Origin of the sequence: Pseudolactococcus raffinolactis NBRC 100932, from assembly GCF_001591765.1 — a bacterium.
Classification (GTDB): Bacteria; Bacillota; Bacilli; order Lactobacillales; family Streptococcaceae; genus Pseudolactococcus; species Pseudolactococcus raffinolactis.
In genome coordinates this window covers 1-15604 of the sequence record NZ_BCVN01000023.1, presented here as the reverse complement: position 1 = coordinate 15604, position 15604 = coordinate 1, and the positions used below count along the sequence as shown (strand labels likewise).

Here is a 15604-nt window from a genome sequence, read left to right as displayed (position 1 = left end):
ATATAATCGCTCCTTTAAAGAAAGCAGGAATGAAACATGATTTATGGTTATATCAGAGTAAGTACAGACAAGCAAACAGTAGAAAATCAACGTTTTGAAATCAAAGAGTTTGCTAAAATAAGAGGCTTGACAGTTGAAAATTGGACTTCTGAAACAGTAAGTGGAAGCAAAAAAGCAAATGAAAGATTGCTTGGTGAGTTACTTGAACAATTGACAAAAGATGATATTTTAATTATTAGTGAACTTTCTCGGTTAGGAAGGAATTTATTGCAAATAATGTCCATGCTGAATTATTTGATGGAAAATGAAATTACACTTTTAACTGTAAAAGAAGGCTATGAACTTGGAAATAATATCAATTCTAAAGTTCTAGCCTTTGCCTTTAGTCTTTCAGCAGAGATTGAGCGTAATCTTATCTCACAACGTACTAAAGAGGCTCTTGCACGTAAAAAGGCAGAGGGTATCATTTTAGGACGGCCTAAAGGTCTAGCAAAGATTCAAACTTACAAGCTTTATGGACATCAAGCAGAGATTTTAAGATTACGTGCATCTGGTTTATCATTTCAGAAAATAGCTGTTGAATATGGTGTGAATCGAGCAACAGTAACTAAATTATTAGGAGAGGAAAATGGCAGTAGATAACTATGTACCTAAGATTGGCGATGAGAATCGAATTGACAATAAAGAAAGAACCATGCGTGGTGCGATAGCTGGGTTAATGGCTGAAAATGGCAATATAAAAATTGCAAGTGGCTACTTTCGTTTAAGTGGAGTTGCAGAGCTTGAAGATGATTTTAGAAACTTTTTTTCACGATCAGACCAAAATAAAATTGAATTATTATTGAGTAATCAATATGATACAAAGAATTCGGAATCAAGAAAATTCTTTCAGATAGCTGAGGGTTCTGCGGATTATAGCACTGAAAATTTTTACTTGGATAACCGATTCTATCAACAATTGGTTGAATGGATTCAAACAGGAAGAATTGAAGTGAAAATATTTGTAGATGAAAAATTCTATGAAACGCACTCCAAAGCTGATATTGCTTTTTTGCATGGGAAAGCATATATGTTCTCAGAAACAGAAAGTTCAAGAACAGGTAGTGTATTAATTAGTTCTTCAAACTTTACTTACGGTGGACTTGTTGCTAATCGGGAATTAAATATATTCTCAAGTGATTCTTTCCCACCTATCCGAAGTTGGTTTGATGAAATGTGGCATGAATACTCAGTTGCTTATGCAGACGAGTTGATAGCTGACTTAGATGACCAGAAAAATAAATTTGCTAAACCTAAAGTTAAATTTACTCCAGTAGAATATTTTTATTGGAATTTAGGGAAGTATTTTGGTAAAAAAGCACCTAAAAACTTGATTACTCGTATTAAAAAAATCGAACAAGACCTTCCTTATCCAAGTCGAGATGATGGCAATAAGTTCTTTGCTCATCAGTTTTATGGTATTCAACACGTTTATCAAGTTTTGAAAGAATTTGATACGCAAGTCTTAGCAGATGGAGTTGGTTTAGGAAAAACACTTGAGGTGGCAAGTATTATGAAACTATATTTGCAGGATTTGTCTTTAAAAGATGATAAAAGAAAGATATTAATCTTAGCAAATGATCGTTTGCGTGAACAATGGTTGGAAGAATTAAAGAATGTTGAGATTGACCGCTCAAAATTTGATATCACCACTCGACAAAAATTTACTGGGCTAGATGAAAAAGCAATTCAGTATTATGCTGAAACTTATGCACTTGTTGTTATTGATGAAGCTCATGAAGGTTTTTTACGTCAGAGTAATCAAGCATATAAAAACATGAAAGCAATGATTGAATATGCTAGAGTCACACAAAGTAGAACTTTAAGAGGGCTTCTTCTGACTGCAACACCGTGGAATAATTCTCGTGAAGATGTGATAAGATTAGGATTACTCTTTTTGAATCTGACTAAAGTTCCCACCTCACGTCAATATTACAATTATGTTTTAACGAATAGAGAAAAAATTCTTTATGATGTAAAGGGTGATTATAATCAAGAAGCCTATGTAGAATTTTGGAAAGATTTATATTATCAACGAACTCGCGCAAGTTTGGCAGAAGATAAATACTTATCAGACAGATATCCAAGTCGAAAATTTCCACTTGAAGATGGCGAAACTCCATTTACGATTGGCTATTCAACTGAAGTTTCTAATGCTTTAAGTGAAATTTTAGAACGATTGATTACATTGAAGTTACCTTATCAAGACACAATCTGGCAATATTTTGGACCAAATAAAGAAAGTAACGTTATTTTACGTCAAAGGTTCCAATTATTACGTCGTGCGGATTCTAGTAACGCTGCTTTTGGTATTAGTTTGAGAAATATAAAAAATAAGTTAGAAAAATTCCAGGATGAAATTCAAGGATTACAAAAAGAGAGTATTTCAACGATAAAAAACTATTTTTATGCCAAAATTAGTGAAGAATATGCTGATACGGTAAAAGAGGATGAGGATAGTTTCGATTTTGGAAATGAGTTTGAAGATACTGATAACATTCTAAATAAAGCCCAAAAAGATAGAATTCGTTTAGTTGATGAGCGATTAACAGAGCAATCTCGTTCGGAAATACTATCAATGATGCTTGAAGACAGTAATGATGATATCAGAGATTTAGATGAAATTCTGTTAGCGTGGGAAGTTGTCTCAAAACAAGATGAAAAACAGAAAATTGTTATTTCTCAAATAAAAAATGCGGTATTGCGCGGGGAAAAAGTACTTGTATTCTCAGAATTTGCTGATACTGTTGAAGATTATTTTAAGGAGCTGATAAAAGATGATGAACTATTATTAGCTGGTATAGGGATGATACATGGTGGCTTAGCTAGGATAAATTATGATGAAGCTTCTAAAATAGACGTTCTAGGACGCTTTTCACCAATATCCAAATCTTATAAACTCTTTGATAATACAGAAATTTCAGTTTTAGTAGGAACAGATGCGATCTCAACTGGTCAAAACTTGCAAGATGCAGGACACGTAATGACAATCGAGCTTCCATATAATCCAATGAGATTGGAACAACGTATTGGACGTATTGACCGTCCAAAATCAAACGGTGAAAATATGATTTTTGTTTATGCCTTTCCATCAGAAGAAATTATTAGTGCGGAGTTGAAACTTTCAGAACGCTTTGAAGGAAAAGCTAAAGGGGCGACAGTAGATACAGAGGGAGTTTTCAAATTACCTTTTATAAATAAAGGACAGTATAAAGGACTTATTTCAAGTCTTAAAGATGAAAATATTAAAGCAACTAAAGGTCAAGAAGAACTTGTTGCTTCAGTATCTGAATTTGAAGCTCGTGAGCGTGTTAAAAAGTTTTATGATGAAATAGGTGATGATTTTGTGAAAGATGTTGATTATTATGCCTTTCCATATTCGTTTGTTTATAAATCAGAACCTTTAGTTTTGGCTACAGGAATTTTAAATGATATCAATGGAAAATATATTGAATCAACCGTGCCTGAGATATGGAGCTTAAAAGATTCCTCTCAAATAAGTTTTGTTGACTCCGAATATAGAACGAGAGAATTGATTGGTAAGACAGCTTTAATTGAAATTGAGCAAGTTGATGAAACGATCAATCAACTAACTGGTGATGGAAGAGAGATTATTGAGAAAATAGTTACAACATATAACTCAAATTTAAAATCAGTGAATGAGATTGAACAACAGCCAGCTTATATTTCAGAACTACGATCACATTTGATTGATAATATGCGAAATTTTAGAATAAATTTTAAAGAGCAAGGAGTAAGTGGAAAAGAATTTAAATCTGTTGCTTATTCACTCAGTAATCGGGGATTTACTGCAGAACAACAACTTTTCTTGAGAAATTTACGTGGTGAAAACGGACAACTAAGTACTTCTAAAATTACCCAAAATATCTGGAAGAATTTGAAGAGGTTTGTTGAAGTTTTTAATATTGAAAATATAGGAAAATTAATGGAGGAAGAACACTCTTCTGTTAAAAGTAAGGTAAATAATGATACTTCTAAGCTTGAGGTTATTGCTGGGATTTTGGTGGTATAATATTTATCTGTAGATGAGATTCTGTCAAATTTGATAGAGTCTTTTTCTGCGTTCAAAAATAAGAACACGACTCACTCTGATTTTTATCTTCCTTTAAGGAAATGGTAACTTTATTGAGCGATCTATGGTCAATCGGTATTTAGAACAGTTTCAGGAGGTGCTGACTTACTAACTTGAAGCGACTTCTGTTTCTCATGCTTTGGGTCACGGTAATACGGTGCTTCAAAAAACTTTTTTGGGGATTAACAGGTGATTGTTCAATGTGGAGAATGGACAGATACTCAGATGATTAGTCGGGCATGTGACGTCCGTTCTGCTTGAGCGTACAGGCCAATTGTTCAAAGGGTTTTCGATTGAAAATTAACGAAATGTTCACAAAAATAGCAGGAGGGAAACCGAGTCTTAGAAATAAGGAAGTCGTTAAGCGAGGGGGACGCTGCCTTATCAAACAGACTTGATGCGTGCTTTTGATTAATTCCTCGAAGCAGCAGCAAAATTTTTTACTGCCTATTTATACGATAGTAATTTATTGGTTATCCATCCCTGGTTATCTGAAGCGCATGATGATTATTTTGCCAAGTCTTAGAAATAATAGCCCCTTATAACACTTGACGGGAAAGTGCGAAAGTCAGTACTTTTTGATATAATAGAAACAATGGAAACTTTACAAGAAAAATTAAGAGACTATCAGATTAATTTCAATAAGCCTGAGTTGTTAGAAGAGGCTTTTACACACAAATCTTATTATTTTGAGCATAAAAACTCAAGCGTCTTTCATAATGAACGCTTAGAATTTTTAGGAGACGCGGCGCTAGGATTTATCATTGTCGAATACCTCTACAAAGCCTACCCGCATGAGCGTGAGGGTGTTTTAACTGAAAAGAAAATTTCAATCGTTCGCAGAGAATCTCTTGCGGACTTTTCGCGTAAATTAGGGTTTGATCAGTACCTCAAACTTGGGAATGGCGAAGAAAAAAGTGGTGGGCGTGAAAATGATGCCAATCTAGAAAATCTATTTGAAGCCTTTCTTGGGGCACTTTTGATGGATAAAGACTTGGCTGCAGTTAAGCAGTTTATTTATGACGTGATGATTCCTGAGATTGAAAATGGCTCTTATGATAAAGTGACTGACTACAAGTCGGCCTTACAAGAAATTTTTTATACAGCAGGTCAGATCGACAAAAATAATAAAATTCCACTCGAATATGTCGTTGTTGGGAAAAGTGGTCCGGTGCATGCACCTGTTTTTGAGGTGGATGTGGTATTTGAAGGCCACCCGATTGGTCACGGCAAAGGGAAATCCAAAAAAATTGCCGAACAAGATGCCGCATGCTCAGCTTTCCTAAAGCAGAAAAATCAACAAAAGGATAACTAAGATGTATTTGAAACAAATCGAAATGGTCGGTTTTAAATCTTTTGCTGATCGGACAAAAATTACTTTTGATACAGGTGTGACGGCGATTGTCGGGCCAAATGGTTCAGGCAAGTCAAACGTTACTGAGAGTTTGCGCTGGGCACTAGGCGAGCAGTCGGCTAAAAGTCTGCGTGGCGCTAAAATGCCAGATATCATCTTTGCTGGTACGCAAAAACGCCGCGCACTCAACTATGCCGAGGTCATCGTGACCTTTGACAATGCCGATGGCTACCTGCCAAGTGAAGCGACCGTTGTCATTACCCGTCGTCTTTATCGTAATGGTGATAGCGAATTTTTGATTAACGGTAAAAAAGTACGCCTAAAAGACGTCCATGAACTTTTCACTGATACAGGGCTTGGCCGTGATAGCTTCTCCATTATTTCTCAAGGGAAAATTGAGTCGATTTTTAATAGCAAACCAGAAGAACGTCGCGCTATTTTTGAAGAAGCAGCGGGTGTTTTAAAGTACAAAAATCGCAAGAAAGAAACAGAATCTAAACTCTCCGCAACACAAGAAAATATGGATCGTCTAGAAGACATCATCTATGAACTAGACGGTCAATTAACACCGTTGCGCGCACAACGTGATGTCGCCCTGAAATTCCGGGAACTCGATGCGCGACGCACGCAACTTGACATCTCTGTTCTAGTCGCACAAATCATTGCTGAAAAAGTCAGCTATGAAAGTGCGCAAGCGCAATTTAAAGATGTTCAGGAGACTTTGGCACAACTTGATGCGGCACAAGAAGTCTTTGAGCGAGATGTGCTTAAACTAAAACAAGCGCGATCTGCTGTTGAAAGAGATCAAGAAAAGTTACAGGCTGAGATTTTACAATTTACAACGGCAAAATCTGATTTTCAGTCTAAAATTGATATTTTTCACAGTCAAGCTCAAATGTCTCAAAAGTCAGCAGCAGAGCGTGAGGCACGCATCGCAAGTCTCACAAGTAAACTGACTGAAGTATCTGAGACATTGGCAATCTTGACTGACAGACTTGAGACCAATCAAGCTCAAAAAGCAACGCTAGACGCACAAATTCGGACGCTACAAGGTAAACTAGATAACTTTTCTGAAAATCCAGATGATGTCATTGAACGCTTAAGGGCAGAGTTTGTGGACTTGGTTAACCAAGAAGCGCAACTCTCTAATGCGATCACCAAAAATACTTCAGAGCTAGATAATATCAGAGCTAATGCTGCTAGCAAGTCTGATGAAAATCAAGCGTTAGCTGAAAAATATAACAATTTAAAAACAGAGTTAGACGCAACGACCCAACGCTCTGAAACACTAAAATTAGAGTTAGCACAACTTTTAGCCCAGTACAATACATCTGATATCGAACTCAAGACCCTAGAAACGGCTATCGGTCAGACCCAGAATCGCTTGTTTGCTGCCATGGATGAATTAAACAAAGGCAAGGCACGTTTAACAAGTCTGGAAAATATCCGAGCTAGTCATGCCAATTTTTATCAAGGTGTCAAAGCGGTCTTACAAGCCTCTGACAAATTACCAGGGATTATTGGTGCTGTCGCTGATTTGGTGAGTTTTGATAAACAGTATGCGACAGCAATGGATATTGCCCTAGCAGGTGGTGCTCAAAATATTATCGTCTCAGATGAACAGGCTGCTAAATCAGCCATTAATTTCCTAAGAGCGCAACGCTTAGGACGTGCAACATTCTTACCTTTGACGACCATTAAACCCCGTCATTTTAGTAAAACCAATCAAGTTGCCAATATACCAGGTTTCATTGATACGGCACAAAATTTGGTAAGTTATGATGAAAATATTGCACCTGCCATTTCAAACTTGCTTGGCAGTGTTCTGATTGTTGATAACAATGATCATGCGACACAAATCGCTAGAGCGCTGAACTTTACAGCGAGAATCGTTGCGCTTGATGGGACAGAAATTCGACCTGGCGGCTCTTTCTCAGGTGGTGCGAATAAGAAAAATTCAACGACTTTTACCAATGTCGAAATTGATGATTTGACGCAAAAAGTCGCCGTTTTGGATCAGACTGTTCGTGGATTTGAAAAAGACTTGCAGGAATTGCAACATCAGAAAACGAGCTTGACCACAACCTTAACTGACTTGCGCCAAAAAGGTGAGGCAGCACGTCTACAAAGTCAAGAGTACAGCCTAAAAGAGGAAGCACTCTTAGAAAGCAAGCAAGACTTAGAAAGTCGTTTGGCGCTTTCCAATGCATCTGACGAGCAAGCCGTTATTGACAAACTCACACTTGAAAATGAAGCGTATGACGCATCACTCGTTACGATTCAAGAGAAGAAAACACAGATTAACACCGACATTTCTGAAGTGAAAAGTAGTCAATCACAAGTTAAAACACTAACGGAAAACTTGCGTCGAGATCTGCAAGAAAGTCAACTGAAACTTTCTGAGGTCACGTCTGATATCCGCCATACAGCGGGTGAAATCAAACGGTTAACCACTGAACAAGCCAACTTAGAGGCTGAAATTCAAGCCTTGACCAGTCAACAAGAAACGACTATATCTGACTTAGACAATGAAACGCGTCTTGAAAGCTTGACGACGCATCTGAAAGCAGTATCTGACAGTCTGGAAGCTGCTAACATTAAACTGGTCAGTCTACGTTTCGAACGTGAAGACTTGACTGCCCAAATCGAAGATTTGGATGACGCGAACACGGTGAATATCAAGCAGCGTCAGGATCAATTAGCTCAGAAAACAAGATTAGAATTGTCACTTGAAACGTCTGAAAATCGTTTGAGAAGTCGCCAAAATAAACTGGTTAATGACTACCAGATGAGTTTTGATGCGGCAAAAGAACAGGCAGAAGAGTTAGTCAGTCTGTCAGAAAGTGAACGTCAGCTACAATCACTAGAATCTCAAATTAGAAAACTTGGTCCAATCAACCTAGCAGCTATCGAACTATTCGATGAAGTGAATGAGCGTCGTGAGTTTCTCAATACGCAAAAAGAAGATTTACTCAAGGCCAAAGCCTTGCTAGAATCTACGATAAATGACATGGATGATGAAGTAAAAGTCCGCTTTAAATCAACTTTTGAAGCAATCAGACTTTCCTTTCAAAAGACCTTCACGCAAATGTTTGGTGGCGGTCAGGCTGATCTCATCCTAACTTCGGAAGATTTGTTGGATGCTGGGATCGAAATTGCCGTTCAGCCACCTGGAAAAAAACTCGCCAGTCTCAACCTCATGAGTGGCGGAGAAAAATCCCTAACGGCCCTGGCTTTACTATTTGCCATCATACGTGTACGGACAGTACCATTTGTCGTCCTCGATGAAGTTGAGGCGGCATTAGATGAGGCCAATGTCAAACGTTTCGGGGATTATATGATGCGTTTTGATGAAAGTAGTCAGTTTATCGTCGTGACGCATAGAAAAGGCACGATGAAGGCAGCCAAAGCCATGTATGGTGTGACCATGCAAGAAGGTGGCGTCTCGAAAATCGTTTCAGTCAAACTGAAAGATTTCGTGGCGGCCGATCAGAAGTAAAAAAAGAAAGAAGTCCTTAACATGTCGAAAATAAAATTATTAGCCTTGGATTTAGATGGGACTTTGCTCACACACGATAAGCAGATTTCTACTGAAAATAAAGTCGCAATCAAACAAGCGCAGGCTGCCGGAGTTCATGTGGTCATCACGACCGGTCGCCCTTTAAAAGCAATCGAGCACATCTTGAAAGAGCTAGATTTGCTAGTGGTATCAGAGTATTCAATCACCTTTAACGGTGGTCTGGTTCAGCGCAATAACGGAGAGATTCTCTCAAAGAAAACTTTTTCCTATGATGATCTAGTCGAGATTCATGAAGCGCTCGCAGCGCTTGACTTACCAATGGATGTCATCTCTGAAGGTCTAGCTTATGAAACCAATCCTAACTCGCTCTATCAAGGCTTCAGTCCTTTTCTGAGCTTTGTCGAAGGGCCATTTGATGAGATTCCTCGTGATCTGATTTTCAACAAGGCAGTTAGTGCTATTAATGCGGAATTTCTGGACCAACAAATCCCTAAAATTCCAGCCAATTTAAAAGAAAAATACGAGATTTTCAAGTCTCGTGATATTCTACTAGAAATCATGCCTAAGGGCGTAGTCAAATCATTTGGGCTTGGAAAATTAACAGCCATTTTAGGCATCGATCAAAGCCAAGTCATGGCTATGGGGGATGAAGAAAATGATCTAGCCATGCTAGAATGGGCGGGACTAGGTATTGCCATGAAAAATGCGACTCCTGAAGTTAAGGCATTAGCAGATGTTGTCGCACCTGTCACAAATGATGAGCATGGTGTTGCATGGGCGATTCAAACCTATATTTTGGAGGATTAAATGGGCTTATTTGATAAAATTTTTGGTAAAAAAGTTGAAGAACAAATCGAAGAAAATGCCTCAGCTGATATTTTCAAATTTGACTTATCAGAAGTAGAGGCAGTAGCAGAAACAGAAACTGACATTGAATCAGACCTTGAGCATGAAGATATAGCTGAGTCTGAGCCAGTATTTGAAGTGCCAGCATCTACTTCAGAAACGACAGATAATACCGTTACGATTGAAACTGTACCAGAACCTGAAGTAGCAGTAACAGCAGATGAAGTGGCTGATGTTTCACCAGAGCCAGAGCTCGAAACTGAAACACCGCAACAAATCGAAGCAAAATACGAGAAATCCTTGAAAAAAACGAGCAAGTCATTTGGCGCACGTTTTAATGAATTTTTAGCGAATTTCCGTTCAGTCGATGAAGAATTTTTCGAAGACCTAGAAGACACACTGATCATGAGTGATGTCGGTGTTGATGTGGCGACTCAATTGACAGATGATTTGCGTCGCGAAGTTAAACTTCAAAATGCCAAGTCAAAAGACGACGTGAAGCGCGTCATCATTGAAAAAATGGTTGACAATTTTGGAGAATCAGGCCTGAATACACAGCTTAACCTTCAAGATGGTTTAACCGTGATGATGTTCGTTGGGGTCAATGGTGTTGGGAAAACAACAACGATTGGTAAACTTGCGAACCGTTTTAAAAATGAAGGCAAAAAAGTCCTACTCGCAGCTGCAGACACTTTCCGTGCTGGGGCAAGAGATCAATTGGTCGAATGGGCGCGTCGTAGTGGTGTTGATGTAGTTGTTGGGAAAGAAAATTCTGATCCAGCCTCTGTTGTCTTTGATGCCGTCAAACGTGCACAGAATGAACAGTTTGACATGCTATTGATTGATACAGCGGGCCGTTTGCAAAATAAAGATAACCTGATGAAAGAGCTTGAAAAAATGGGCAAAATCATCAAACGCGAATTGCCAGATGCGCCACATGAAACCTTGCTAGCATTGGATGCGACAACTGGTCAAAATGCCATTTCTCAGGCCAAGGAATTTTCAAACGTCACCCCATTAACTGGGATTGTCTTGACAAAATTGGACGGTTCGGCAAAAGGTGGTATCATCTTAACCATCCAACAAATATTACAAATTCCTGTCAAATTAGTCGGGCTTGGAGAAGGTCTTCAAGACTTGGAAAACTTTGACGAGGCGCTATTTGTCAAAGGTCTCTTCCAAGACTTAATTTAATCTAGTCCTATCAGGAGCATTTACAAAACACTTGAAAAATAGTAAAATGGGAGAGTATCCTATAGTAGGATAGTGTTCAAATTATTCTAATCCATACCTGTTAGCCATGGTGAACAAGCCTGACCTTGAATGTTTAAAAGGGTTCAAGCGACGAGTCTAGCACCATTTGGCTGGGTATCAAAAATCACGGAGGAAGTCATGTCGTACGCAAACCTGAAGTTATTTGCACTCAGCTCAAACCAGGAACTGGCTAAAAAAATCGCTAGAAACATGGGACTCGATCTCGGAAAATGCAATGTTAAAACTTTCAGTGACGGTGAAATTCAAATCAATATTGAGGAGTCAGTTCGTGGCAGTCATGTCTTTCTGATTCAATCAACATCTAGTCCGGTCAATGAAAACTTGATGGAGCTGTTGATCATGGTTGATGCTTTGAAACGGGCCTCTGTTGGCTCAGTCAATGTTGTCATGCCTTATTATGGCTATGCACGTCAAGACCGAAAAGCACGCCCACGCGAACCAATCACATCAAAATTGGTCGCAAATATGCTCCAAAGAGCTGGGGTTGACCGCTTGGTGACGATTGACCTCCATGCGTCACAAATCCAAGGTTTCTTCGACATTCCAGTTGACCACCTCATGGGTGCGCCCCTCATTGCAGATTATTTCGAACGCATCGGCTTGACAGGTGCTGAAGGTGATGTTGTGGTTGTCTCACCTGACCATGGTGGCGTTACACGTGCGCGTAAATTGGCAGACTTCTTGAAAACACCGATTGCGATCATTGATAAACGTCGCCCACGTGCCAATGTTGCAGAGATCATGAATATCATCGGTGATGTCAAAGGTAAAAAATGTGTCTTGATCGATGACATGATTGATACTGCAGGGACGATCACACTTGCGGCCAATGCGCTTAAAAAACTTGGTGCAACTGAAATCTATGCTTCTTGTACCCATGGTGTTTTATCAGGTCCAGCACTTGAACGCATTGAAAATTCGTCCATTACGAAATTGGTCGTAACAGACACAATCGAGTTACCAGATAGCATTCGCAATTCTGAAAAAATTACGGAAATTTCAATCTCAGCTTTAATCGCTGATGCCATTGTCCGTATTCACGAAAATCGTCCTTTGTCACCATTATTTGCAATGCGTGTCAAATCAGAAGATATAGTCTAAACGCCAGTTGGCGTTTTTTGGTAAAGTCATGAAGATAGAAGCATTAGCCAAGCTATTCCCAATCAAAACAGGCGCAAGTGAAAATCCGGCTGACCTCAACTTTGAAAGCCAAGGTCACCCCTTTCATATCGCCAAAAACGAGCTGACCCAACGCGAAATCAGCCTCTTTAACGATGTCTTGTTTCAAGCCAAAACCCTAGATTTCGACCGACTCCCCCACGGCACCTACCGCGTCATTCAGTTCAAATCCCAAGGCTTTTCTGAAATCGCAGAAAATCTATCCTTGATTTTCCCAGGGATCGTAAAAGTTAAGCAAATCACACCCACCTACGGTATCGCCATTGAAAAAATGACGGCAGAACGCTTGAGCGAGGGAGAAATCAAGCAAGTTCTGGGGACCTTAACACAGGATTTAGGGGTTAAATGTGACTACTATTTGGGGTTGTTTGCAGATCAGACAGAACTCAGCACGCTTTATCCAACTGAGCAAAACAACTTTGATCATGGTCTCAGTTTTTCAGAATCGCTCATCAAAGCAGGTCTAGGCCAAGTCACCAGTCCACCATTAAACAAAATCAAGCAAGGGCTTTTGACCGATGTAGAGGCGCAGGATTTGATTACGCAGCTCTATCAACATGACGGCAACCAACTGAAAACGGCCAAGGCCATGTACATTCACCGCAATACCCTGACGCAAAAGATTAAGAAATTTGAGCGGCAGTACGGCTTGACTTTAAGTGGGAGCGATCTGGTCTTGCTCTACAGTTTGATTTGAGATGGCAAGTTGTCAAAACAGTGAAATTATCGTAAAATAAAGACTACTAACACTAACTAACAGAAAGAATATTATGACTTTTAATCATCAAGCAATTGAAAAAAAATGGCAAGCTTTTTGGGCTGACAATCAGACCTTCAAAACAGGGACTGATAAAAATAAACCTAAATTCTATGCCCTAGATATGTTTCCTTATCCAAGTGGTGCCGGTCTTCACGTGGGGCATCCAGAAGGCTACACGGCGACGGATATTCTTAGCCGCATGCGTCGGGCACAAGGTTATAATGTCTTGCATCCAATGGGTTGGGATGCTTTTGGTCTCCCTGCTGAACAGTATGCTATGGATACAGGCAATGATCCAGCCGAGTTTACTGCGAAAAATATAGCGACTTTCAAACGTCAAATCAATGCCCTTGGTTTTTCATACGACTGGGAGCGCGAAATCAATACAACTGATCCAGACTACTATAAATGGACACAGTGGATTTTTACTAAACTTTATGAAAAAGGCCTAGCCTATGAAGCAGAAGTAGCGGTTAACTGGGTAGAAGAACTTGGTACAGCTATCTCAAATGAAGAAGTACTGCCTGATGGAACATCAGAGCGTGGTGGCTATCCAGTCGTTCGCAAACCCATGCGCCAATGGATGCTAAAAATCACAGCCTATGCTGAACGTCTCTTAAATGACCTTGAAGATGTGGACTGGCCAGAGTCAGTTAAAGATATGCAACGCAACTGGATTGGTAAGTCAGTTGGTGCTAATGTTGCTTTCAAAATCAAAGGCTTTGACCAAGACTTTACCGTCTTTACGACACGTCCTGATACACTTTTCGGTGCAACTTATGCTGTTTTAGCACCAGAACACGAGTTGGTCAACCAAATCGCAAGTCCAGGTCAAGCTGAGTTTGTGAAGGAATATCAACATCAAGCCAGCCTCAAATCTGACTTGGCGAGAACAGACCTTGCCAAAGAAAAAACAGGCGTTTGGACTGGTGCTTATGCCATCAATCCAGTCAATGGCCGTGAAATTCCAATCTGGATTTCAGACTACGTCCTTGCAAGTTACGGGACAGGTGCCATCATGGCCGTACCAGCTCATGACCAACGTGACTGGGATTTTGCGACAACATTCGATCTACCGATCATTCCGGTTATTGCCGGTGGTGACGTCACAAAAGAAGCTTATACAGAAGACGGTTTACACATTAATTCAGACTTCTTAGATGGTCTGGATAAGTCAGAAGCCATTGCTAAAATGGTCGAGTGGCTAGAAACCCATCACTTCGGTAAAGAAAAAGTGACTTATCGCTTGCGTGACTGGCTCTTTAGCCGTCAACGTTACTGGGGTGAACCAATCCCAATCATCCATTGGGAAGATGGCACATCAACAGCTGTACCAGAACAAGATCTACCGCTTGTTTTACCAAAAACAAGTGACATTAAACCGTCAGGGACTGGTGAGTCACCACTTGCAAACTTAACTGACTGGTTATCAGTCACACGTGAAGATGGTGTTAAAGGGCGTCGTGAGACCAACACCATGCCACAATGGGCGGGATCTAGCTGGTATTTCCTACGCTATATTGATCCGAAAAACAGCGAGCAGTTGGCTGATCCAGAACTCTTAAAAGAGTGGCTACCGGTTGATATCTATATCGGTGGTGCTGAGCATGCCGTCCTTCACTTGCTTTATGCTCGCTTCTGGCATAAATTCCTCTACGACATTGGCGTGGTGCCAACGAAAGAGCCCTTCCAAAAACTTTATAATCAAGGGATGATTTTGGGTACAAGCTATCGCGATGGTCGTGGTGCGCTTGTGGCATCTGATAAGGTTGAGGCGCGTGATGGGAAGTTCTATAATCTGGAAAATGGTGAAGAACTCGAGCAAGGCCCTGCCAAGATGTCGAAATCATTGAAAAATGTGATCAATCCAGATGATGTCGTTGAACAGTACGGCGCAGATACCTTGCGTCTTTACGAAATGTTCATGGGGCCGCTCGACGCCAGCATTGCTTGGTCAACAGAAGGTCTTGAAGGCTCACATAAATTCCTCGAGCGTGTGTATCGTTTGCTGACTGAAAAAACAATCACGGCTGAAAAAGATGGCAAACTGGATCGTGTCTATAACGAAACGGTTAAGTTAGTCACTGAACATTTGGATGCCTTGAAATTTAACACGGCGATTTCTCAGCTGATGATCTTCGTCAATGCCGCTAATAAATTACCTGAATTGCCACTTGATTATGCTAAAGGCTTCATTCAGTTATTAGCACCATTCGCACCGCATTTAGGTGAAGAATTATGGCAAACCTTAACAGGTGAAGCAGGCATTTCTTATGTCGCTTGGCCAACATTTGACGACAGCAAACTTCAAGATGATGAAGTCGAAATCGTCCTTCAATTTTTAGGCAAAAACAAAGCTAAAGTCATGGTACCAACAGGTGCTTCAAAAGATGAACTGGAAAAAATTGCCCTTGAAAATGATGTGATCAAAGACTTAATCGCTGGTAAAACAGTCCGTAAAGTGATTGCAGTGCCTGATAAATTAGTAAACATTGTTGCGAATTAAGAGATAAACAAACACCATCTGAATTTTCAGGG

At 39.9% G+C, this 15604-nt stretch carries 9 protein-coding genes; all 9 read left to right on the top strand.

The genetic code is table 11. The features are described 5' to 3' along the window. The first annotated feature begins 36 nt into the window (after positions 1-36). Entirely contained in the window at positions 37-642 is a 606-nt protein-coding gene (locus LRA01S_RS07320; protein ID WP_061774985.1) for a master DNA invertase Mpi family serine-type recombinase, read from the top strand. Next, positions 629-4072: a helicase-related protein gene (locus LRA01S_RS07315; RefSeq protein ID WP_061774984.1), complete on the top strand. Its 3444-nt coding sequence runs from the start codon at positions 629-631 to the stop codon at positions 4070-4072. Before LRA01S_RS07320 ends, LRA01S_RS07315 begins: the two co-directional genes overlap by 14 nt. Before the next feature lie 655 nt (positions 4073-4727). Then, a complete protein-coding gene (gene rnc, locus LRA01S_RS07310; protein ID WP_061774983.1) occupies positions 4728-5447 on the top strand; it encodes a ribonuclease III in 720 nt (239 codons plus the stop codon). A gap of 1 nt (position 5448) precedes the next feature. Beyond that, a complete protein-coding gene (gene smc / locus LRA01S_RS07305) occupies positions 5449-8985 on the top strand; it encodes a chromosome segregation protein SMC (RefSeq protein WP_061774982.1) in 3537 nt (1178 codons plus the stop codon). Positions 8986-9006: 21 nt separating this feature from the next. Then, positions 9007-9813: a Cof-type HAD-IIB family hydrolase gene (locus LRA01S_RS07300; protein WP_061774981.1), complete on the top strand. Its 807-nt coding sequence runs from the start codon at positions 9007-9009 to the stop codon at positions 9811-9813. Next, positions 9814-11046 (top strand): signal recognition particle-docking protein FtsY, encoded by a 1233-nt coding sequence (ftsY, locus tag LRA01S_RS07295; protein WP_061774980.1) that lies wholly within the window; start codon positions 9814-9816, stop codon positions 11044-11046. It abuts the gene before it with no gap. A 198-nt stretch (positions 11047-11244) separates the two neighbouring features. Further along, positions 11245-12228, top strand: a complete 984-nt coding sequence (locus tag LRA01S_RS07290) for a ribose-phosphate diphosphokinase (RefSeq protein ID WP_061774997.1) — start codon at positions 11245-11247, stop codon at positions 12226-12228. A 28-nt stretch (positions 12229-12256) separates the two neighbouring features. Continuing rightward, positions 12257-13003: a helix-turn-helix domain-containing protein gene (locus LRA01S_RS07285; protein WP_144259893.1), complete on the top strand. Its 747-nt coding sequence runs from the start codon at positions 12257-12259 to the stop codon at positions 13001-13003. Between the two features lie 73 nt (positions 13004-13076). Then, a complete protein-coding gene (gene leuS / locus LRA01S_RS07280; protein ID WP_061774978.1) occupies positions 13077-15572 on the top strand; it encodes a leucine--tRNA ligase in 2496 nt (831 codons plus the stop codon). Positions 15573-15604: the final 32 nt, after the last annotated feature.